We start from the raw sequence: 20,785 nt of genomic DNA, 5'->3' as shown, positions 1-20,785 counted from the left end.
GGATGGCGACGATCCAGAAGCTGGGCGTCATCGGCGCGGGCCAGATGGGCAACGGCATCGCCCATGTCGCGGCGCAGGCGGGCATCGAGGTGGTGATGCTGGACGTGGCGGAGGCCGCGCTTGCCAAGGCCGTGGCCACCATCACGAAGAACATGGACCGCCAGGTGCAGAAGGGCACGCTGGCCGCCGCCGACAAGGACGCCGCGCTGGCGCGGATCGCGACGACGACGGACTACGCCCGCTTCGCCGAGTGCGACCTGGTGATCGAGGCGGCGACGGAGCGGGAGGACCTCAAGCTCAAGATCTTCGCGACGCTGACGCCGCATCTGCGCGCCGATGCGCTGGTCGCCTCCAACACCTCCTCCATCCCCATCACGCGGCTGGCGGCGGCGACGGACCGGCCGGGCCGCTTCGTCGGCATGCATTTCTTCAACCCCGTGCCGATGATGAAGCTGGTCGAGGTGATCCGCGGCCTAGCGACGGAGGAGGCAACCGTGCAGGCCGTGGCGGCGCTGGCGGAGCGGATGGGCAAGACCGTTGCCTATGCCGCCGACTACCCGGCCTTCATCGTCAACCGCATCCTGCTGCCGATGATCAACGAGGCCTGCGTCGCGCTGCAGGAAGGCGTGGGCGACATCGTCTCCATCGACACGGGCATGAAGCTCGGCTGCAACCACCCGATGGGGCCGCTGGAGCTGGCGGATTTCATCGGGCTGGATACGTGCCTCGCGGTCATGGAGGTGCTGCATGCCGGCATGGGCGACAGCAAGTATCGGCCGAGCCCGCTGCTGCGGAAGTATGTCGAGGCCGGCTGGCTCGGCCGGAAATCCGGCAAGGGCTTTTATGATTACAGCGTGACGCCGCCGAAGCCGACTCGCTGATGCGAATCACGGGCCTCCTCGCCGCCGCCGAGCATCTGAAGCCCGCCAGGGCGGCGGATGCCTATGCGGGACGGGAGAGCCTGAGCTTCGTCCGGCTGCGCGTCGACACCGACGCCGGCGTGTTCGGCGAGGGACTGACCGGCCGCTTCCTGTCGGCGCAGGTCGTCGCCCTGCTGAACGGGGAGATGGCGGCGGCCGTCACCGGGCAGGACCCGCTGGCGATCGAGGCGCTGCGGGGGATGCTGGCGAAGCGGTTGAACCCGCGCGGCGCCACCGGGCCCTTCGTCTCGGCGCTCTCCGCGCTCGACCTCGCGCTGTGGGACATCAAGGGCAAGGCGCTGGGGCTGCCCGTGGCGCGGCTGCTGGGCGGCGCGCGGGACTCCGTGCCGGCCTATGCCACGGCCGGCATGCCGGCCTTCACGGTAGCGGAGCTGGTCGCGGCCTGCGAGGCCGCGCTGGCCGATGGGTTCGCGGGGGTGAAGGTGCTGGTCGGCACCGGGCGGCCCCTGGCGGAGGACGCGGCGCGCATCCGTGCGGTGCGGGGCGCGATCGGCGACGCGCCGCTCATGCTCGACGCCAATTGCGGCTTCACCGTCGCGGAGGCGAAGCGGCTGGCGGCGATGGTCGCCGACTGCGACATCGCCTTCTTCGAGGAGCCGGTGCGGGACAACGACATCGCCTCCCTGCTCGACCTGCGGCGCGCGACCTCCATCCCGCTCGCCTCCGGCCAGATGATGCAGTCGATGGCGTGGTTCCGGGACGTGCTGGCGGCGGGCGCGCTCGATATCCTGCAGCCCAACGCCGCCTTCTGCGGGGGGCTGACCGCCATGCTGCGGATCCTGGCGATGGCGGAAGCGCATGGCGTGCCCGTGACCGGCGCCGGCGGGTTCGAGGCGGCGAGCCTGCCCGCCATGGCCGGCCACGCCCATGGCGGCATGCTGGAAGTCCATGGCGCCCATGCCGCGCTGCGCGACCGCTTCGCGCACCATCCCCCCGTCGAGCACGGGCGCATCCGGGTGCCGGAGACCCCCGGCCTCGGCTTCGGGCTGCGGCCCTGACCACCCTGCACCACTTCCAGGGCCTGGGTGGCCGCCCGGGGGCACTGGCGGCCTATGGGCTGCTGGCGCTGGACCTGGCGGCACTCGGCTGGGTGATCCTGGAATCCTTCCTGCCCGCGACCACCACCGTGCTGGCGATCGACATCGCGGTCGGCCTCGTGCTGGTAGGGGAGATGGCGCTGCGGCTCCGCTCCTCCCGCGCCGCAAGGCGGGAATTGCTGCACCCCGCGGGGATCGCGGACGTGCTGGCCGTCATCTCCTTCCTGCTGGCGCCCTTCTTCGCGGGGTGGGGGTTCCTGCGCAGCCTGCGGACGCTCCGGCTGCTGCGCTCCGCGCGCCTGGTGCTGCACCTCCGCCAGGACCTGCCCGTGTTCCGGCGCAACGAGGAAGCAGTCGTGGCGGCGGCGGACCTTCTGGTCTTCATCGTGGTGATGACCGGCGTGGTGCATGCGACCCAGCACCACAACAACCCCAACATCACCAACTGGGCCGACGCGCTCTACTTCACCGTCACGGCACTCACCACGACAGGGTTCGGCGACATCACCCTGCCCGGCACCTCCGGCCGGCTCATCACCGTCGTCATCATGCTGGCCGGCGTCACGCTGTTCCTGCGGCTCGCCCAGGCACTGTTCCGGCCCACCAAGGTGCGCTTCCGCTGCGAGGATTGCGGCCTGATGCGCCACGACCCGGACGCGGTGCACTGCAAGGCCTGCGGGGCGCTGCTGAACATCCCGGACGAGGGCGATTGAAGGCCGGGCCGGTCGCCGCCATGCTCCCCCGGTCCGCCCCGCAGAGGGCGCGCCCCTGGGAGAAACATCCGATGCGCCTGACGCGCCGCCACCTGCTGGCTGCCCCCCTCATCCTGCCCGTCTCCGCCCGCGCCCAGACGGCCTGGCAGCCGACGCGGCCGATGCAACTCATCGTCGGCTTCGCCCCCGGCGGCGGCACGGACATCATCGCCCGCACCATCGTCGAAGCCGTGACGCCGAACTTCCCCGTGCCGCTCGTCGTGGTGAACCGCCCGGGCGCCGGCGGGGCCATCGCCGCGGAACAGGTCGCCCGCACCGCGCCGGACGGCCACACGCTGCTGATGGCGGGAGGCTCCGAAAGCACCTCCCTCCCCGCCCATCGCGACCTGCCCTACGACCCGAAGCGCGGCTTCACCGCCGTCATCCGGCTGACGAAGAACGCCCACTTCATCTGCACGCGCGGGCGCGGCGGCAAATACACGACCCTCGCCCAGGTCATCGAGGCCGCGAAAGCCAACCGCGGCGGGATCACCCACGGCAGCTCCGGCGTCGGCACCCTGTCGCACTCCATCTTCATCATGTTCGAACGCGCCACCGGCACGGAACTGCTGCACGTCCCCTACACCGGCGGCGGGCCGCAGCAGCAGGCCCTTCTCGCCGGGCAGATCGACCTGGCGGTGCAGGCCTCCGACGAACTCGGCGGCCTCGTCGCCTCGGGCGACATGCTCCCCCTCGCCGTCACCACCGCCGAACGACACCCCGCCTACCCGAACGTCCCCACCATGCGCGAACTCGGCAGCGACCTGGTGGCGGAGAACATGAAAGGCTGGGTCGGGCCCGCCGGCATGACGGAAGAGATGACGGGCTACCTCCACGACCGCTTCCGCCAAGGCATGGCCACCCCCACCTGGCGCCGCTTCATGGAACGCGCCGGCGACCCCGACGGCTACGCCAACGGCCCCACCTTCCAACGCGACATGGACACGCTGCTGGACGCGATCCGCGGGGCCCTGCGGCGGGGGTGAGACGCGGGGTAGTGTTGCGCGGGTGGCCCTGGAGAGGGGCTGCTCGCCCCTCTTCAGACCTCTCCCCCGCCAGGGGGCAACGGCCCCCTGGACCGCGAGGTTTTGAAAGGTGATGGGAGGGGCACGAAAGGCGCGCCGGGCACGAACGCCCGCAGTGCCCCTCCCATCACCTTTCAAGTCACATGGGTTCCCAAGGGCCCGCTGGCCCTTGGCAGGGTTGGGGTATCGGGGAAGGGACGGCGTCCCTTCCCCGGGCCATTGGCGCCACGCCACCCCGCGCGCACGCCCCGCTACAGGAACCCCACCGGGTCCACGTCCACCTGCACGCGCACGCTGTTGGGCAGGCGGATGCGGGAGAGCCAGTCGCGCAGGATGGGTTGGATCTGGACGTCCTTGCGGGCCTTGAGGAGCAGGCGGCGGCGGTGGCGGCCGCGCAGCAGGGCCAGGGGGGCGGGGGCGGGGCCGAGGATCTCGACGCCGTCGGCGCGGGGGGCGGCGAGGCCGAGGTCGCGGGCGGCGCGGTCGGCTTCGCGTTCGTCTTCCGCGCTGACGATGAGGGCGGCGAGGCGGCCGTAGGGGGGCCAGTGGCCGGGGCGGCGGCCGGCGGCTTCCTCGGCCATGAAGGCTTCGAGGTCGCCGGAGACCAGGGCGCGCATCACCGGGTGGTCGGGGTTGAAGGTCTGCAGCAGCACGCGGCCGGGGGCTTCGGCGCGGCCGGCGCGGCCTGAGACCTGGTGGAGGAGTTGCAGGGTGCGTTCGGCGGCGCGGAGGTCACCCCCGGCCAGGCCGAGGTCCGCGTCCACCACGCCGACGAGGGTGAGGTGCGGGAAGTGCCAGCCCTTGGCAACGATCTGCGTGCCGATGATGAGATCCACCTGGCGGGTGGCGATGGCGTCCGCGGCGGCGGTGGCCGCGGCGGGGCCGGGGATGGTGTCGCTGGCCATGACGATGCGGCGGGCATCGGGGAAGAGCTCGGTCGCCTCCTCCACCACGCGTTCGACACCGGGGCCGACGGGGGTCAGGGTGCCGGGCGCGTTGCATTCGGGGCAGGTGGGCGGGATGGGTTCCGCGTGGCCGCAATGGTGGCATTGCAGCCGGCGCTGGGCGCGGTGTTCCACCAGCCAGGCGGTGCAGTTCGGGCAGCGCATGCGGTGGCCGCAGGCGCGGCAGAGCGTCAGCGGCGCGTAGCCGCGGCGGTTCAGGAACAGCATGGCCTGTTCGCCGCGGGCCAGCGTATCCCGGATCGCCTCGATCAGCGGGGGGGCGATGAAGCGGCCGCGTTCGGGGGCGTGCTTGCGGAGGTCGATCGCCTCCACGCCGGGCATCCCCGCGGCGCCGTGGCGCTGGGGCAGGTCGAGGTGGTCGTAGCGCCCGGCCTCGACGTTGTTGAGGGTTTCGAGGGAGGGCGTGGCGGAGACGAGGATGCAGCTGGCCTGGGCCAGTCGGGCGCGGACCACGGCCATGTCGCGGGCGTGGTAGACGACGCCGTCCTCCTGCTTGAAGGCGGTCTCGTGTTCCTCGTCCACGATGATGAGGCCGAGGTCCGGGAAGGGAAGGAAGAGAGCGGAGCGCGCGCCGACGAGGACCTGCACGCGGCCTTCCGCCACCGCGCGCCAGGTGCGGGCGCGGGTGCGGCTGCCGAGTTCGGAGTGCCAGAGCGCGGGGGGGACGCCGAAGCGGGCGCGGAAGCGGTCCAGCCACTGGGCGGAAAGCGCGATTTCCGGCAGCAGGACCAGCGCCTGGCGGCCTCGGCGGAGGCATTCGGCGACGGCGTCGAGGTAGACTTCCGTCTTGCCGGAGCCCGTGACGCCGGTCAGCAGCGTGACGCCGAAGCGGCGTTCGGCGACCTTCTCCCGCAGGCGGGCCGCGGCGGCGGCCTGGTCGGGCAGCAGGGTCGGGCCGGGGTGTTCGGGATCGGGCGCCGGGAAGAGGTCGTCTTCCGGCAGCAGGGCCGGCACCAGCAGGCCGGCATCGGCCAGGCCGCGCACCACGGCGGGTGAGACGCCGGCGGCTTCCGCCAGCGCGGTGCCGGACATCACCTCGCCAGGCGGCAGGGCTTCGAGGACGCGGAGCCGCGCGGGGGTCATGCGCGGGTCGGGGGCGTTCCGGCCCTGGGCGGGGGCGCGCTGCCAGCCGGCCTTGGCGGCGGGGGGCGTGAAGGCGCCCGGGCTCGACATGGCCATGCGCAGCACGGCGCCGGGCGGACTCAGCGTATAGGCGGCGACCCACTCCACGAAGCGGCGGAGCGTTTCCCCCATGGGTGGAACATCCAGCACCGCCATGACATCGCGCAGTCGTGACGGAGAAAGGTCCGGATCGGTCTCTCCGTCCCAAACCACCCCCAGGGTTTCGCGTCCATTGAGAGGAACAACCACGAATGATCCGAGGGGGGCCTCGAGCCCGTGAGGCAGGCGGTAATCATAGGCTCCCGCGGCCAGGGGGAGCGGCAGCAGCACGCGCAGGCGTGGCGCGGAAGCCACGCCGGCAGGTTGGTTCGGGGCCGGAGACTTCCGCCCGGAGGGGCGCATGCTATAAGCTCCGCAGTGAACGAAAGCGAAACGATTTTCGCTTTTGCGCCGGTGCATCCTCAGATGGGGATTCGCCAGCCGATTGGCCAAAGGGACCAAGCCTGATGAAGTTCTTCGTTGATACCGCCGATGTGGCCGATATCCGCAGCCTGGCGGAAGCGGGCCTGGTCGATGGCGTGACCACCAACCCCAGCCTGATCGCCAAGTCCGGGCGGAAGATGGCGGAGGTGATCGCCGAGATCTGCGCCATCACGGAAGGTCCCGTCAGCGCCGAGGTCACGGCGACCGACTTCCAGGGCATGCTGGCGGAGGGCCGGTTCCTCCGCAACATCGCGTCCAATGTCTGCGTGAAGGTGCCGTTGACGGAAGCCGGGCTGCGCACCTGCCGGGCTTTGTCGCAGGAAGGCACGCCGGTCAATGTCACGCTCTGCTTCTCCCCGGCGCAGGCGCTGCTGGCGGCGAAGGCGGGGGCGACCTTCATCTCCCCCTTCGTCGGCCGGCTGGACGACATCTCGACCGACGGCATGTCGCTGATCGCCGACATCGTCCAGATCTACCGCAACTACCCGAATTTGAAGACGGAGGTTCTGGTGGCCTCCGTCCGGCACCCGATCCATCTGGTGCAGTCGGCCAAGCTCGGCGCCCATGTGGCGACGCTGCCGCCTTCCGTGATCCGCCAGCTTCTCAAGCATCCCCTCACCGAGGCCGGGCTTTCCGCCTTCCTCGCGGACTGGGCCAAGACCGGGCAGAGCATCCTGTGACATCACGCGCCGCGAACCTCCTCGATCCCCTGGCCGATGGCCAGGGTCCTGTGGCCGCTTGCGGCCCGGCCCTCACGGCTGAGGAGGTCGCGGCGTATCTGCGCGACCATCCGGACTTCCTGACGAAGAATCCGGATCTGTATCGATCCCTGTCCGCGCCGCGGCGCGTGCATGGGGAGAACATGGCGGACCACATGGTGGCCATGGTGGCCGCGGAGCGGGCCCGCACCCGGCAGCTGGAGGCCGAGGTGCAGGCCGCGATCGCCGATGGAAGGGCGGGGGCGGCGCTGGTGCTGCGCGTCAGGCTCGCCGTGCTGGCCCTGATGCGGTCGCGCGACATTCCCGAGACGGTCAGCCAGGAATTGCCGGCGCTGCTGCGGGTGGAAAGCTGCGCGATCTTCGCGGAGCCGGCGGGCGGGCCTTCCTTCCTGCCGGGGCGCCGGGCGCCGGCCGAGACCTCCCTGCCCCGCCATGGCGTGCGGATGCTGCCGCCCGGTTCCGTCGCGCGGCTGGTCGGGCGCGGACGGGATGCGCGGGTGCGGAGCGAGATCACGGATGCCGAACTGCTGCATGCGGAGGCGGCGCCATTGGTGACGCGCGATGCCGTGGCGCGGGTGCCGCTGTGGTGCGGCACGCCCTGCCTGCTGGCTCTCGGCGCGCGGGATGCGGCGTCGCTGCCGGCGCGGCAGGCGGTGACGACGATCGCCTTCCTGGGCCGGGCCGTGGCGGCCGCCCTCTCTCGCTGATGGAGGCCCCGGAAGCGGTCGCTTCCTGGCTTGCCATGCTGGCGCGCGAACGCCGCGCCAGCGCCCATACGGTGGAGGCCTATGGCGCGGACCTCGCGCTGTTCATCGATTTCCTGACGCGGCACCTGGGCGAGGTGCCGGACGGCACGGCGCTGGCCACGCTGCGGCCGGCTGACATCCGTGGCTTCCTGGCGGAGCGGGCGCGGGCGGGCGATGCCAATGCCACGCGGGCGCGGCGGCTGGCGGCGATCAGGGGCTTCCTGCGCGACCTGGCGAGGCGGCAGGGCCATCCCGTCGCGGCGCTGGCGGGGATGCGGGGGCCGCGGGCGGGGGCGCCGGTGCCGCGCGCGCTCTCCGCCGCCGATGCCAAGGACATCGCGGCCAATATCGGCGGCGTGCATGACCCCGACCGGTCGGAGCAGCCGCGGCTGCAGGCGGCGCGGGACGTGGCGCTGTTCACGCTGCTCTATGGCTGCGGGCTCCGCATCGCGGAGGCGCTGGCGCTGGATGTGAAGGACGCGCCACGGGCGGGGTCGGAGGCCGCGCTGCGCGTGACCGGCAAGGGCAACAAGCAGCGCCTGGTGCCGGTGCTGCCGGCGGTGCGGCAGGCGATGGAGGCGTGGCTGGTCGAACACCCCGACCGGCATCCGGAGAGTCCCTTGTTCGTGGGCGCGCGCGGCGCGCGGCTCGATCCCGCGGTGGCGCAGCGGTCCTTGCGACACTGGCGGCGGCTGGCGGGGCTGCCGGAGCATGCGACGCCGCATGCGCTGCGGCATTCCTTCGCGACGCATCTGCTGGGCGGCGGCGCGGACCTCCGCGCCATCCAGGAGCTGCTCGGCCATGCCAGCCTGTCCACCACGCAGCGCTATACCCGCGTCGATGCCGCGGCGCTGCTGGAGACGTGGCAGAAGGCGCATCCTCGGGCGGATTGAGGGGGGCGGCGCGGACCCCCACCCCGACCCTCCCCCGCAAGCGCGGGGGAGGGAGTATCGTGCGCGCCCTCCCCCGCGCTTGCGGGGGAGGGTTGGGGTGGGGGCAGCGCGGTGGCAGTGTTCCGGTCACCAGCGGAGGGAACCACCATGAACGAGACGGCGCGCGCGGCGCATGCGCGGCAATTCGACCTGACGGGGCGCGTCGCGCTCATCACCGGGGCGTCGCGGGGGCTGGGTGCCGCCATGGCGCGGGGCCTGGCGCAGGCCGGCGCGGAGGTGATCCTGAACGGGCGCGACGCGGCGACGCTGGAGGCGCAGGCGGCGGGGCTGCGGGCGGATGGGCTGGCCGCGCGGACCAGCGCCTTCGACGTCACGGACGGCCCGGCGGTGGAGACGGCGGTGAAGGCGCTCGGCCCCATCGACATCCTGGTCCACAACGCCGGCAACCAGCATCGCGCGCCGGTGGAGGAGACGACGGAGGAGGGCTGGTACAGCGTGATGGACACGCATCTGACCGCGCTGTGGCGCCTCTCCCGCCTGGTGGTGCCGGGGATGAAGGAGCGCCGGCGGGGCAAGGTGATCGCGACGGGGTCGCTCGCCTCCGACCTCGGGCGGGCGACCATCACGCCCTATGCCTCCGCCAAGGGCGGGCTGAAGATGTTCATCCGGGCGCTGGCGGTGGAACTCGGGCCGTTCAACATCCAGGCCAATGCGATCGGGCCCGGCTGGTTCGACACGGAGTTGAACCGGCCGCTGCTGACCAACCCGGAATGGCTGGCCATGGTGACGCGGCGCTGCCCCGCGGGGCGCTACGCGAATGCGGAGGAGATCGCGGGCACGGCGGTCTTCCTCGCCTCCCCGGCCAGCGACTTCGTCTCCGGCCAGCTGATCTTCGTGGATGGCGGCGTTACCGCCAGCATGACGTAAATCACGAATCCCCGCCGCGCAGCTTCGTCTTGGCCTTGCGGTAGGATCGCTGCTGCTTCGCGGCGCGGATGCGGTCGGCATCCTGCGCCGCCCGGTCCTTCACCTGCGCGGCGGCAGCGAGTTCGTCGCTCAGCTTCCGGAAGGCTGCCCAGCGATCGGGGTCGAGCGTGCCCGTCTCCAGCGCCTCCCGCACCGCGCAGCCGGGTTCGTTGGTGTGGCCGCAATCCTTGAAGCGGCAATGCGTCGCCAGTTCCTCGATGTCCTCGAAGACCGTGACGACGCCTTCATCGGCGTCGACCAGCCCGACCTCCCGGATCCCTGGCGTGTCCAGGATCATGCCGCCGCCGGGCAGCAGGACGAGTTGGCGGTGGCTGGTGGTGTGGCGGCCCTTGGCATCATCCTCCCGGATCGCCTGGGTGGCCATCCGCGCCTCCCCCAGCAGGGTGTTCACCAGCGTCGACTTGCCGACGCCGGAGGAGCCGATGAGGACGCAGGTCTCGCCTGGCGCGATATGGGCACGGAGGTCGTCCAGCCCCTGCTCCTTGCGGGCGGAGACGATGACGACGGGGCAGCCTGCAGCGAGGGCCGCGACCTCCGCCCGCCGGGCCTCGGGCTGGTCGGCCAGGTCCGACTTGGTCAGCACGACGACGGGGCGTGCGCCGCTCTGCCAGGCCGCGGCGAGGAAGCGTTCCATGCGGCGCGGGTTCAGGTCGGCGTTCAGCGAGGTGACGACGAAGACGACATCGATGTTGGCGGCGATGACCTGGAGCGTGCGGACACTGTCGGCCGCGCGGCGGATGAAGGCGGTGCGGCGGGGCAGCACGGCGTGGATGGTGGCCGTGCCCTCCGCGGGCTTGGCGGCCAGCGCCACCCAGTCGCCGGCGGCGGGATGCCCGGCCTCCCGCGCCTCATGCCGCAGGCGGCCGGAGAGGCGGGCATTGAGGATGCCGGACTCCGTGATGACGAGGTTGTATTCCCGCTGCTGGACCACGATGCGTCCCGGGATGTGGCCGGCATGGGCGTGCGGCGCGAAGGCCGCACGCCATGCATCGGACCAGCCATGTTCCTCGATCGACAGTGCCGTTCTCCCCGGGTTGGCGGGGAGCGTAGCACCTACACAGGCGTCGCGTCGTCCAGCAGGATCAGGCGGTGCAGACGGCGCTTGTGGCGGCCCTCATCCCATTCGGTGGCGCGGTGCAGGCTGCAGCGATTGTCGCTCATCAGCACGTCGCCGGGCTGCCAGTGGTGCTCATGCACGAAGTCGGGCTTCGTCATATGCGCCAGGAGTTCGGCGAAGAGGTCCTTCGCCTCGTCCTCCGGCATCCCCTCGATGATCGAGCCCCATTCGCCGCCCATGTAAAGGCCGCGGCGACCGGATTCCGGATGGGTGCGGACCAGGGGGTGGGAGACGTCGGGGAAGCGCGCGGCCTCGGCCTGCGCCTGTTCCTCCGTCGCGTCGGGGAAGAGTTCGCGGTAGAGCCGCGCGCGGCTGTGCAGGACGCGAAGGCCGCTGATGCGCGAACGCATCGCCTCCGGCAGCGCCTCCCACGCCGCGATGCCGTTGGCGTAGCGGGTCTCGCCGGCCTCGGGCGGGACCTCGATGGCGTGGAGGAAGGTGAAGAGGGCGGGATGGGCCAGGTGGTAGTGGTCCGTGTGCCAGTTCAGCCCGACCTTGGCGGCGCCGGCGGCGCGACCGTTCTCCACGACATTGCCGACCACGAAGATCTCGTGGTGGTCGCGATGGCAGAGGTCGCGGCGGCTGTGCAGGTCGAGTTCATCCCCGAAGCGGCGGGCGAAGCCCACGAAGCCGCCGGGGGTCAGCGCCTGCTGGTTGCGCAGCAGCAGCAGCGTGCGCTCCACGCAGGCGGCGCGGAGGATGGCGGTGATCTCCGCGTCTTCGGGTTGCGTGAGATCGACGCCGGTGATCTCGACCCCGATGGCGGGGCCGAGGTCGCGGATGCCGAGGCCGCGGCGGGCGGCGGCGGCGCGCCAGGCAGCGAGGGTGGAGGCCATGGCGTCATGCCCCCGCCGTGTCCATCACCAGGCGAAGCCGGCGCTTGTCGGCCTCGCTGGTGAGGAAGCGGTCATAGAGGGGACGCGCCGCGGCGACGAAGGGCGCGCGGTCGGGCTGGGTGATGGTGACGCCGTGGCCGACCACCTGCTGGTGCAGCGCGGCCTCGCCCTCCACGACCAGATTGCGTTCCCAGACGGCGGATTCCTCGGCGGCCTGCTGGATGGCCGCCTTGATGTCGGCGGGCAGGGTCGCGAATTTCCGCTCGCTCATGATCACCGGCGCGGTCAAAGCGAGCCATCCGATCGGCGCCCAGTTCTTCGCGACCTCGTAGAACTTCTGGCCGACATAGTTGGTGTAGGCGGCTTCCGCGCCATCGACGACGCCGACCTGCAGCGCGCCGTAGAGTTCGCCATAGGCGAGCGGCGTGGCATTGGCGCCGAAGGCCTGCCAGGCGGCGACATGGGCGGGGTTCTGCTGCACGCGCACCTTGCGGCCGCGCAGCGCCTCCATGCTCGCGACCGGATCGCGCGTCATCAAATGGCGGATGCCGGAGGAGTAGAGGCCGAGCAGGCGGAAGTTGCGGCGCGCGGAAGCCTCCGCCAGTTCGGGCATGACGGGGCCGGTCGCGACGCGGGCGAGATGCGCGTAGTCCTTCACGAGGAAGGGCATGTCGAAGAGCTGGAACTCGCGCACGAAATTCGCCAGCGCGGCGTGGGAGGGCACGGCGAGGTCGATGGTGCCGAGCGCCACGCCCTCGATCATCGGCAGTTCGTTGCCGAGCTGGCCGTTGGGGAAGATCTGCAGCCCGGCGCGGCCGCCGGTGATCTCCCTCAGGCGGCGGTCCATGACCTTCAGGCCCTCATCCTGCACCTCGCCGACCGCATTGGTGTGGGCGGCGCGGAGGATCAGCGGCGCCTGGCCGAGCGGGCTGCGGGGGAGCGCAGGCAGCGCGAGGGCCGCGAGCGGCAGCAGCGCGCGGCGGCGGAGCGTGAAGGCCATGGGCTTCGATTCCTTCGTTGTCACAGCAGGGTCCGGGGAAGCCACAGCACCACGGCGGGGACATAGGTGCTGAGCAGCAGCATGAGGATCAGCGGGATCAGCGGGATCCAGATGACGCGGGAGATCTGCATCACCGACCGCTTGGCGACGGTGGAGGCGACGAAGAGGCAGATGCCGTAGGGCGGCGTGATCAGGCCGATGGAGAGGTTGATGGCGACGACGACGCCGAAATGCAGCGGATCGATCCCCATCGCGATGGCAATGGGCATCAGCACCGGCATCAGGATCAGCAGGGCCGAGATGCTTTCGAGGAACATGCCGACGATCAGCAGCAGAACGTTGACCGAGAGCAGGAAGGCCCAGGGGGAGCCGATATTCGCCTGGAACCAGGCGCTGATCATCCGCGGCACGTCCTGCACGGCGATGAGCCAGGAGAAGATGGAAGCGGTGCCGATGATGATCATGACGGCGGAGGAGATGCCGGCCGTGCGCAGCATCATCTGCGGCAGTTGCGAGAGCTTCAGTTCCTTGTAGGCGAAGAGCCCGACGAGGATGCCGACCACGACAGCCAGCACCGCCGCTTCCGTCGGCGTGACGACGCCGCAGATGATGCCGCCGGCGACGATGATGGGCATGGACAGCGCCGGCAGCGCGCCGAGGAAGGCAGTCCAGAGCCGGGGCGCGCTGAAGGGCTCGGCATCCGCATAGCGTTCGGGCTCGCGCCTGGCGTAGAGCCAGTGGCCGACCAGCATCCCGGCGGCGCCGATCAGCCCGGGGATGATGCCGCCGAGGAACATCGCACCCACCGAGAGGTCGCTGATCATCGCCAGCACCACCATGATGATGGAGGGCGGGATGATGGGGCCGAGCGAACCGGCGGAGGCAACGACGGCCGCGGCGTAGTCGATGTCGTAGCCGCGCTTGCGCATCTCCGGCAGCAGGATGGAGGAGATGGCGGCGGTATCCGCGCTGCCGGAGCCGGAGATGGCGGAAAGCCCCGTGGCGGTGACGGTCGCGACCATGAAGAGGCTGCCGCGCACCCAGCCCACCAGCGCGGTGGCCAGCGCCACCATGGCGCGGGCGATGCCGCCCTGTTCCATGATGAGGCCGGCCAGCACGAAGAAGGGGATGGCCAGCAGCGGGAAGCTGTCGAGCCCGTTGTAGAGGCGCTGCGCCACGACGACGAGCGGCGTCTGCCCCGTGATGGCGAGCGTCAGCGCGCCCGCCACGCCGAGCACGAAAACCATCGGCGCGCCGGCGGCGAGAAGGGCGAGGAAGGAGCCGAAGGTGAGGATCATCTCAATCCACCCTCACGCCGCCGCCGGTGGCGACGGGCTTCAGGCCGAGCAGCACGGCGCCGAAGGCCAGCGCGGCTTCCAGTGCGAAATAGGCGGCGCTGACGGGCAGCGCGATATAGGGGATCTCCATGCTGATCTGCAGCGCGGCGCTGGTCTGGATGGCGCCGATCTCCAGCAGCTGCAGCCCGCCCTCGAAGACCACCCAGAGGAACCAGAGGCAGAGCGCGGCCACGGGCAGCATCAGCAGCCGCGCGACGATGGGCGGCAGCATCTCCACCAGCGTCTCGATCGAGACGTGCAGGCGTTCGCGCATGGCGTAGCCGGCGCCGAGCAGCACCATCCAGATCTGCGCGAAGGTGGCGAGTTCCGTCGCCTCGCCGATCGAGAAGTTGAAGACGTAGCGGCCAAGCACCTGCGCCAGCACGGCCAGGACCATGACGGCCAGCAGCAGGATCAGGACGCCATCGACCAGGCGGCGCAGCAGGCGCAGTGCGGATTGCGCGAGGCGGAGTGGCCAGGCGGTCGCCGCCCTCCCAGCCATGGTCGCGCCCAAGCCATCCATCCCGTGCTCCCCACGAAGCGGCACGGGAGTGGAAGGAGCAAAGGTGAAGCCAGTGCAATGAACGCGCAAACCGGGCGCGGCCGGAGGCACCCATTTCGCATACGCCCGATGGCGGCGCAGTCACGCCCGCAGCTGCGCAGCCCTTGGGCAGAAGGAACTCACGTCGAGGGGCGCGGCGCCACCAGCATCAGGCAGCCCAGCGCCACCACCGCCATCAGGCCGGCAAGTCCGAAGACGGCGAGGGCTGGCAGGCCCTCCACCAGCGGGGTCGCCAGCGTCGGCGCCAGCGCCTGCGACACCAGCACGGGCATCGCCATGCGGCCCATCAGCACGGCGTAGCCCTCCGCGCCAAAGAGCGCGAGCGGCACGGTGCCGCGGCTGATGGTGAGGATGCCGTTGGAGGCGCCATAGGCCAGCGCGAAGGGCAGCGCGGCGACGGGGCCCAAAAGCAGCAGGGCCAGCACGCCGGCCGGCAGCAGCGTGGCGCCGAGTTTCGCGACGGTTAGCGGATGGGTCCCGCCGCCAAGCGTGAATTCCATCAGCCGCCCGCCGACCTGCGCGGCGCCGACCGCGGCGGCGATGCCGACGGCGACCGCGAGCGCCAGCCCCAGCGCTTCCAGCAGCACGATCAGGTGCACGCCGAAGACGGCGGAGATGGTGGAGCGCAGGATGAAGAAGGCGGCCAGCAGCAGGAAGGCCCGCCGAGCCCAGGCCAGCGCCGCGGCATCCGGGCGCGGCTTCGCGCCGGTCGTCGCGGCTGGCACGGCGGGCGGCACCATGAACCAGTAGATCGGCAGTACCACCAGCACATGCACGGCGGCGTAGAGCAGGCAGAGGTTGCGCCAGCCCATGCCGGGCATCAGCGCGGCGCCGATCGGGAAGCCGATGGTGCTGGCGAAGCCCGCGAAGAGGGTGATGGTGGTGATGCCGCGCCTGGCCTGCTGGCCGAAGATCCGCCCCATGGTGGCGAAGGCGGCCTCGTAGAGACCCATCGCCATGCCGATGCCGAGCACCAGCCAGCCCAGCGTCCAGCCCCAGAGCCCCGGCAGCAGCCCGAGCAGCGCCAGGCCGAACGCGATGGTCAGGGCGGAAATGGAAAGGATGCGGCGGCCATGCCCGGCCTCGATCAGGCGGCCGACGCGCGGCGAGCAGAAGCCGGCGACGAGCAGCGCCGCGGAGAAGGCGCCGACGACGAGGGTGCGGGAGACTCCGTGCTCCTCCGCCACCGCGACCGCGATGACGGCGGGCAGGTAGTAGGTGCAGGCCCAGGCAATCGTCTGGGCAATCCCGAGGCCGATGGCGACGCGCAGCATCCAGGAAGGGTGCTACGCGCCGCCGTCCCGGCCAAGCGGGGCCGGGCGGATTATTGCGGCGGGCGCGGCGCCTGCAGGGCCTCGGCCGCGGCCAGGTGGGCGCGCATGGAGGGCAGGTGGCGCTGCGCGAATTCCTTCAGGCGCGGCACCTCGCCGTTGGCGGCATAGGCCTCGAAGATCTCCACCGTTTCCTTGTGGCCATCGACCTGCATCTGGACGTACCAGCGGTTGAGCTCGTCGCCCTCGAAGCTCCGCAGACGGATCAGCTTCTCCTGCGCCCGCTCATCCAGCGCGGCGGGCTGGCGCGTCGCGGCGTCCGGCAGGGCACGCAGTTCGGCGAGGATCGCGGTGTGGTCGGCGATCATGCGGTTGGCGTAGTCGCGGATCTGCGGATGGGTGCTCTTCTCCAGCAGCGTCCTGCTGGAATCGATCTCGAAGTTGCTCGCGATGGTCACGCGCTCCACGAAGGCGTTCGCGCCCGCGCCGGTGCCGGCGAAGAGGTTGAGCAGGCCCGAGGAGGATTGCGCCAGGGCGGGCATGGCCGGCAGGGCGAGCGCGGTGGCGAGGATGAGGCGGCGACGGTTCATGGCGTTGTCTCCGGTTCGGTAGCGTCGAGCCGTAGCAACGAGGAAATCAGGCGGAGGTTTCGCCGCCCGCGTTCAACCCCGGCGCCACAGGCGGCGCAGCCCGTCCCGCCGGCGATCGCCCCAGGCGATCAGGCGGCCCTCCATCTCCTCCACCTTGGCGACGGCATTGGGCCAGCGTTCGCCAGCCCAGCCGAGGCCGCGATGGGCCCAGAGATACTGGTGCCGCAGAACGAAGAGGCCGAGCGCCGTGAACAGCGCCCCCTGCAGCACCGGCAGCACGAAGCCGAGGGCGCCCAGGACAAGAAGGGACCAGCCCGCGATCTTGCGGGAGAGGGAAGGCCGGAACTCCATCATGGGAAGGTAGATGGGGTTCCGGGGGGCCTATCGGTAGAGGTCGGCCCGGGTGGCTGGCAGGCCGGCCGGGCCGCGGGCGCGGCGCGTCGCCAGCGTCTGGAAGATACCCACCGTGCCGCGTTCGAAGGCCAGCGCGCAGCCCGCGAGGTAGAGCAGCCAGAGATCGGTCTTGGCCGCGCCCACCTCCGCGATGGCAGCGTCGCGGTTGGCGTGCAGCCTCTCGGTCCAGGCGCGGCAGGTGCGGCCGTAATGCTCCCGCAGCCCCTCCACGTCATGGATCTCGAAGCCGTTGCGCTCCATGGCGTCATGCGTGCCGCCGAGGTGGTCCAGCTCGCCCCCCGGGAAGATGTATTTTACCAGCGCCTCGAACTCGGGGCGCTTTTTCCTGAACTCCTTCTCGTTCTTCTTCATGGGCCGGGCGATGGCGTGGTGGAGGTAGGCGCCGCGCGGGCGGAGCCGGTCCTTCACGCCCTTGAAGTAGCCCTCGCGATTATCCAGCCCGACGGCCTCGTACATGCCGATCGACGACACCTTGTCGAAGGGGGGCGTGTCCAGCTCCCGGAAATCCTTCAGCAGGATCGTCACGCGGTCCTGGAGGCCGAGGCGCTTCACCTTCTCGACGGCGTAGGCGTATTGCTCCTCCGCCAGGGTCACGCCGGTGGCGTGCACGCCCCAATGCGTGGCCGCATGGATCACCATGCCGCCCCAGCCGCAGCCGATATCGAGCAGGCGTTCCCCGGGCTGGAGGCGGAGCTTGCGGCAGACCAGGTCGAGCTTGGCGAATTGCGCCTCCGCCAGCGTCGTCTCCGGCGTCGGCCAATAGGCGCAGGTATAGACCATCTCCGGATCGAGGAAGAGCGCGTAGAAGGCGTTGGAGAGGTCGTAGTGGAAATGCATCAGGGCCTTGTCGTCGCGCCCCTTGCCGTATTCCGCGGCATCGCCGGGGCCCCGCCAGCCATGGTCCGTGACAGCCGGTCCTGACCCGAACAGGAAGGGCAGCAGGGTGCGGGCGGCCAGGCCCTTGTCCACCTTCTTCAGCAGGCCGCGCCGGCCGCCTTCCGCCCGGGCGGCCAGGTCCAGCAGCGTGCCGCCCTCGATCCCGATGGCGCCGGTGGCGAAACCCTCGATCAGCGTGCCGAGCTTCGGGCGTCGCACCAGCCGCGTCAGCACCGCGGGATCCCGGATGGCGATGGCGAGGTCGTCGCGGGCGTCGGGCCCCAGCTTCACCGTCGATCCGTCCCAGAGCCGCAGCACCAGGTCGGCCTTCAGCATCCCGCCGATATGCCCGGCCAGGCGGCGGATGCCCTCGGCGCGGCGGTCAGTCGGGGTCTCGGGCATGGCAGGGCTCCTCGCCTGGGACGGCATCGGCCCAGGGCTGGTCGGCGGGCAGGTCGAGGTGACGGTCGCTGACGACGTAGAGGCGTTCGGTGGTGGTGTCCGCGCCGGGGGTGCCGACGCGTTCGCCACGACCGTTATGGATGCCAAGCCGGGTGCCGGCATAGCGGCGATGCGGGATCTCCAGCACACGGAGATAGCCCCCGCCGCCAGCATCCGCTCCAGCTCCGCGCGCTGGAGGAAACCCTCCGCGCCGAAGGAGACGACGAGGGTGCGGGCGCGCAGCGCGCCGACCAGGCGGGCGAAGGCGGGGCCGATGTCCCGCCGGTTGTTGAAGGCACTGCGGCGGGTGCGGCAGTCCAGCCGCTTGGCGGCGCGGCCATAGACCGTGGGATTGTCCCAGCGCACCAGCGTCTCCCACAGGTGATAGTTGGAGAGATAGGCGTGCTGGTCATAAGGCGGGTCGAGATAGGCGACGTCGCAGTCGATCTCGGCGGCCAGTTCCACCGCATCCCGCTGCAGCGCCAGGCAGGGGCCGGCGGCGGGGCGGGGCAGCAGCTCCGGCAGGCGGAGTTCCAGCGGCTTCAGCGCGCGCGGCGCCCATTCCCGCATGAAGGCCATCTGGTGGCCCGCGGTGCTGTCCACGCGGTCCGCGGCCTGGAGCAGCGCGGTCAGCAGCACGGCGCGGAGCTCGGGTTCGGGGTCGAGGCGCTGGATGGCGTTGCGTACCGCTTCCAGCCGCGCGGCATTGGCGGGGTGGAGGTAGCGGGCGGTCTCCGCATAGGTCGCGGTGAACCAGCCCGGCGCGGGCGGCAGATGGGCGAATTTCGCCAGGATGCCGCGGGCCTGGAGGGACCAGTGCTCCGCATCGGCCTGCACGGTGCCGACCGCCAGGGCATGGGCAAAGGCGAGGTGGTCATTCGCCACCACGCGCCAGCCCGCGGCCTTCAACGCATGGGCGACGCGGGCGGAGCCGGAGAAGAGGTCGGCGACCACCGCGCCCTCCCCGGCCGCGGCGCCGACGGCGCGCAGCACCTGGCCGAGCAGGGCGCGCTTGGAGCCGAGATACTTGATCAGGTGCGGGTGGCTCGCAGGGGGGCGCCGCCCCCCTGCACCCCCCGCCAGGGTCCAGCCGGACCCTGGACCGGGGGCAATTGACGATGGTCCAGGAGGCTCTGCCTCCTGGCGGATGGGGTCTGGGGAAGGCAGCGCCTTCCCCAGCACGCCCGCATCATCAGCCCCTCAGATATGCAGCGCGCGGCCATCCACGGCCAGCGCCGCTTCCTTCACCGCCTCGCTCAGCGTGGGGTGGGCGTGGCAGGTCCGGGCGACGTCCTCGGAGGAGGCGCCGAACTCCATCGCCACCGCGATCTCCGCGATCAGCGTGCCGGCATCGGGGCCGAGGATATGGGCGCCGAGGACGCGGTCCGTCTCCTTGTCCGCCAGGATCTTCACGAAGCCATCGACGGAGGCCATGGCGCGGGCGCGGCCATTCGCGGTGAAGGGGAATTTGCCGACCTTGTAGGCCACGCCGGCGGCCTTCAGCTCCTCCTCCGTCTTGCCGATATTGGCGACCTCGGGCCAGGTGTAGATGACGCCCGGGATGGCATCGTAGTTGATGTGGGGCTTCTGGCCGGCGAGTTGCTCGGCCAGGGCCACGCCCTCATCCTCCGCCTTGTGGGCCAGCATGGGGCCGACGATCACGTCGCCGATCGCCCAGATGCCGGGGACATTGGTGGCGAAATGGCCATCCGTCTTCACCCGCCCGCGCTCATCCAGCGCGACGCCGGCCTCGGCCAGGCCGAGGCCCTCCACATGCGGGCGGCGGCCGATGGCCAGCAGCACGACATCCGCTGCAAGCGTCTCCGCCGCGCCACCGCCGACGGGCTCCGTCGTCAGGGTCACGCCGGCATCGGTGACGCTCGCGCCGGTCACCTTGGTCTTGAGCTTGAACTTGATGCCCTGCTTCGACAGCGTGCGCTCGAAGGCCTTGCCGATCTCGCTGTCCATGCCGGGGACGATGCGGTCCAGGAACTCCACCACCGTCACCTGCGCGCCGAGGCGGCGCCACACGCTGCCGAGTTCGAGGCCGATGACGCCGCCGCCGATGACGACGAGATGGCCGGGCACGGAGTCCAGTTCCAGCGCGCCGGTGGAGGTGACGATGCGCTTCTCATCCACCGTGACGCCGGGCAGCGGCGTGCTCTCGGAGCCCGTGGCGATGACGATGTGCTTCGTGGCGTAGGTGGTGCCCGCGACCTCCACCTGGCCCGCGGAGACGATGCGGCCCGCGCCCTTCAGCCAGGTGACCTTGTTCTTCTTGAACAGGAATTCCACGCCCTTGACGTTGGCGCCGACCACCTCGCCCTTGCGGGCCTGCATCTTCGCGAGGTCGAGGGAGACCTGGCCGACATTGACGCCATGCTCGGCCAGCTTGTGGGTCGCTTCCTCGAAATGCTCGGAGGATTGCAGCAGGGCCTTGGAGGGGATGCAGCCGACATTGAGGCAGGTGCCGCCGAGCGTCGCCCGCTTCTCGACGCAGGCGACCTTCATGCCGAGCTGCGCCGCGCGGATCGCGCAGACATAGCCGCCGGGGCCGGCGCCGATCACGATGACGTCGAAACTGTCTGCCATGGGAAGTGGTCCTGATGCCTTGCCTTCTGCGGCCGGACCATACGCGCCGGGCGCCAGGGTTCAAGGCCCCAGCGCTTTG

Annotated in this window: 19 protein-coding genes; 8 read left to right on the top strand and 11 right to left on the bottom strand. The window is 71.1% G+C overall.

Going from position 1 to position 20,785, the window contains the following annotated elements; all coding sequences use genetic code 11:
* Nucleotides 1-2: 2 nt before the first annotated feature.
* The 4 genes from G3576_RS23005 to G3576_RS22990 all read left to right on the top strand — a co-directional run bounded on the left by G3576_RS23005 (nt 3) and on the right by G3576_RS22990 (nt 3,716).
* Nucleotides 3-881, top strand: coding sequence for a 3-hydroxybutyryl-CoA dehydrogenase (locus G3576_RS23005; RefSeq protein WP_164696809.1), 879 nt, complete (start codon nt 3-5; stop codon nt 879-881).
* Nucleotides 881-1,939 carry a mandelate racemase/muconate lactonizing enzyme family protein gene (locus tag G3576_RS23000; protein WP_164696808.1) on the top strand — a complete coding sequence of 353 codons (1,059 nt, stop codon included), beginning with the start codon at nt 881-883 and terminating at the stop codon, nt 1,937-1,939. Before G3576_RS23005 ends, G3576_RS23000 begins: the two co-directional genes overlap by 1 nt.
* A 92-nt stretch (nt 1,940-2,031) precedes the next feature.
* Nucleotides 2,032-2,691, top strand: a complete 660-nt coding sequence (locus G3576_RS22995) for a potassium channel family protein (RefSeq protein ID WP_207622996.1) — start codon at nt 2,032-2,034, stop codon at nt 2,689-2,691.
* 71 nt (nt 2,692-2,762) lie between these two features.
* A complete protein-coding gene (locus G3576_RS22990) occupies nt 2,763-3,716 on the top strand; it encodes a Bug family tripartite tricarboxylate transporter substrate binding protein (RefSeq protein WP_164696807.1) in 954 nt (317 codons plus the stop codon).
* 290 nt (nt 3,717-4,006) lie between these two features.
* Here G3576_RS22990 and G3576_RS22985 read toward each other — a convergent pair whose 3' ends face one another.
* Nucleotides 4,007-6,244, bottom strand: a complete 2,238-nt coding sequence (locus G3576_RS22985) for a primosomal protein N' (RefSeq protein WP_164696806.1) — start codon at nt 6,242-6,244, stop codon at nt 4,007-4,009.
* A 104-nt stretch (nt 6,245-6,348) separates the two neighbouring features.
* On the opposite strand from G3576_RS22985, the gene fsa reads away from it, so the two are divergent.
* The 4 genes from fsa (at nt 6,349) to G3576_RS22965 (ending at nt 9,610) form a co-directional block, all read left to right on the top strand.
* The gene (gene fsa / locus G3576_RS22980) at nt 6,349-7,005 is read left to right on the top strand and encodes a fructose-6-phosphate aldolase (RefSeq protein ID WP_164696805.1); all 657 of its coding nucleotides are present in this window, start codon (nt 6,349-6,351) and stop codon (nt 7,003-7,005) included.
* Complete coding sequence (locus G3576_RS22975; RefSeq protein ID WP_164696804.1) at nt 7,002-7,751, top strand: DUF484 family protein; 750 nt, start codon at nt 7,002-7,004, stop codon at nt 7,749-7,751. Before fsa ends, G3576_RS22975 begins: the two co-directional genes overlap by 4 nt.
* Entirely contained in the window at nt 7,751-8,683 is a 933-nt protein-coding gene (locus G3576_RS22970; RefSeq protein ID WP_164696803.1) for a tyrosine recombinase XerC, read from the top strand. Before G3576_RS22975 ends, G3576_RS22970 begins: the two co-directional genes overlap by 1 nt.
* Before the next feature lie 147 nt (nt 8,684-8,830).
* Nucleotides 8,831-9,610: an SDR family oxidoreductase gene (locus G3576_RS22965; RefSeq protein WP_164696802.1), complete on the top strand. Its 780-nt coding sequence runs from the start codon at nt 8,831-8,833 to the stop codon at nt 9,608-9,610.
* Between the two features lies 1 nt (nt 9,611).
* Here G3576_RS22965 and rsgA read toward each other — a convergent pair whose 3' ends face one another.
* From rsgA to lpdA, 10 genes are all read right to left on the bottom strand, one after another.
* On the bottom strand, nt 9,612-10,601 hold the full coding sequence (gene rsgA, locus G3576_RS22960) for a ribosome small subunit-dependent GTPase A (protein ID WP_207622995.1): 990 nt from the start codon (nt 10,599-10,601) through the stop codon (nt 9,612-9,614).
* Nucleotides 10,602-10,723: 122 nt separating this feature from the next.
* Nucleotides 10,724-11,623: a TauD/TfdA dioxygenase family protein gene (locus tag G3576_RS22955; protein ID WP_164696801.1), complete on the bottom strand. Its 900-nt coding sequence runs from the start codon at nt 11,621-11,623 to the stop codon at nt 10,724-10,726.
* A 4-nt stretch (nt 11,624-11,627) separates the two neighbouring features.
* Nucleotides 11,628-12,623 carry a TRAP transporter substrate-binding protein gene (locus G3576_RS22950; protein WP_164696800.1) on the bottom strand — a complete coding sequence of 332 codons (996 nt, stop codon included), beginning with the start codon at nt 12,621-12,623 and terminating at the stop codon, nt 11,628-11,630.
* A gap of 20 nt (nt 12,624-12,643) precedes the next feature.
* The gene (locus G3576_RS22945) at nt 12,644-13,921 is read right to left on the bottom strand and encodes a TRAP transporter large permease (RefSeq protein WP_164696799.1); all 1,278 of its coding nucleotides are present in this window, start codon (nt 13,919-13,921) and stop codon (nt 12,644-12,646) included.
* 1 nt (nt 13,922) lies between these two features.
* Nucleotides 13,923-14,462 carry a TRAP transporter small permease gene (locus tag G3576_RS22940; protein WP_164696798.1) on the bottom strand — a complete coding sequence of 180 codons (540 nt, stop codon included), beginning with the start codon at nt 14,460-14,462 and terminating at the stop codon, nt 13,923-13,925.
* 179 nt (nt 14,463-14,641) lie between these two features.
* Nucleotides 14,642-15,796 carry an MFS transporter gene (locus G3576_RS22935; protein WP_164696797.1) on the bottom strand — a complete coding sequence of 385 codons (1,155 nt, stop codon included), beginning with the start codon at nt 15,794-15,796 and terminating at the stop codon, nt 14,642-14,644.
* A 50-nt stretch (nt 15,797-15,846) separates the two neighbouring features.
* Nucleotides 15,847-16,383: a DUF4142 domain-containing protein gene (locus G3576_RS22930; protein ID WP_164696796.1), complete on the bottom strand. Its 537-nt coding sequence runs from the start codon at nt 16,381-16,383 to the stop codon at nt 15,847-15,849.
* A 72-nt stretch (nt 16,384-16,455) separates the two neighbouring features.
* The gene (locus G3576_RS22925; protein WP_164696795.1) at nt 16,456-16,737 is read right to left on the bottom strand and encodes a PGPGW domain-containing protein; all 282 of its coding nucleotides are present in this window, start codon (nt 16,735-16,737) and stop codon (nt 16,456-16,458) included.
* A gap of 27 nt (nt 16,738-16,764) precedes the next feature.
* The gene (locus G3576_RS31325) at nt 16,765-19,296 is read right to left on the bottom strand and encodes a class I SAM-dependent methyltransferase (protein WP_328729634.1); all 2,532 of its coding nucleotides are present in this window, start codon (nt 19,294-19,296) and stop codon (nt 16,765-16,767) included.
* 18 nt (nt 19,297-19,314) lie between these two features.
* Nucleotides 19,315-20,706 carry a dihydrolipoyl dehydrogenase gene (lpdA, locus tag G3576_RS22910; protein ID WP_164696793.1) on the bottom strand — a complete coding sequence of 464 codons (1,392 nt, stop codon included), beginning with the start codon at nt 20,704-20,706 and terminating at the stop codon, nt 19,315-19,317.
* Nucleotides 20,707-20,785 lie beyond the last annotated feature (79 nt).

The organism is Falsiroseomonas algicola, from assembly GCF_011040385.1.
GTDB lineage: Bacteria > Pseudomonadota > Alphaproteobacteria > Acetobacterales > Acetobacteraceae > Falsiroseomonas > Falsiroseomonas algicola.
The sequence above is the reverse complement of the archived record's forward strand: the minus strand, read 5'-3'. Positions and strand labels throughout refer to the sequence as shown.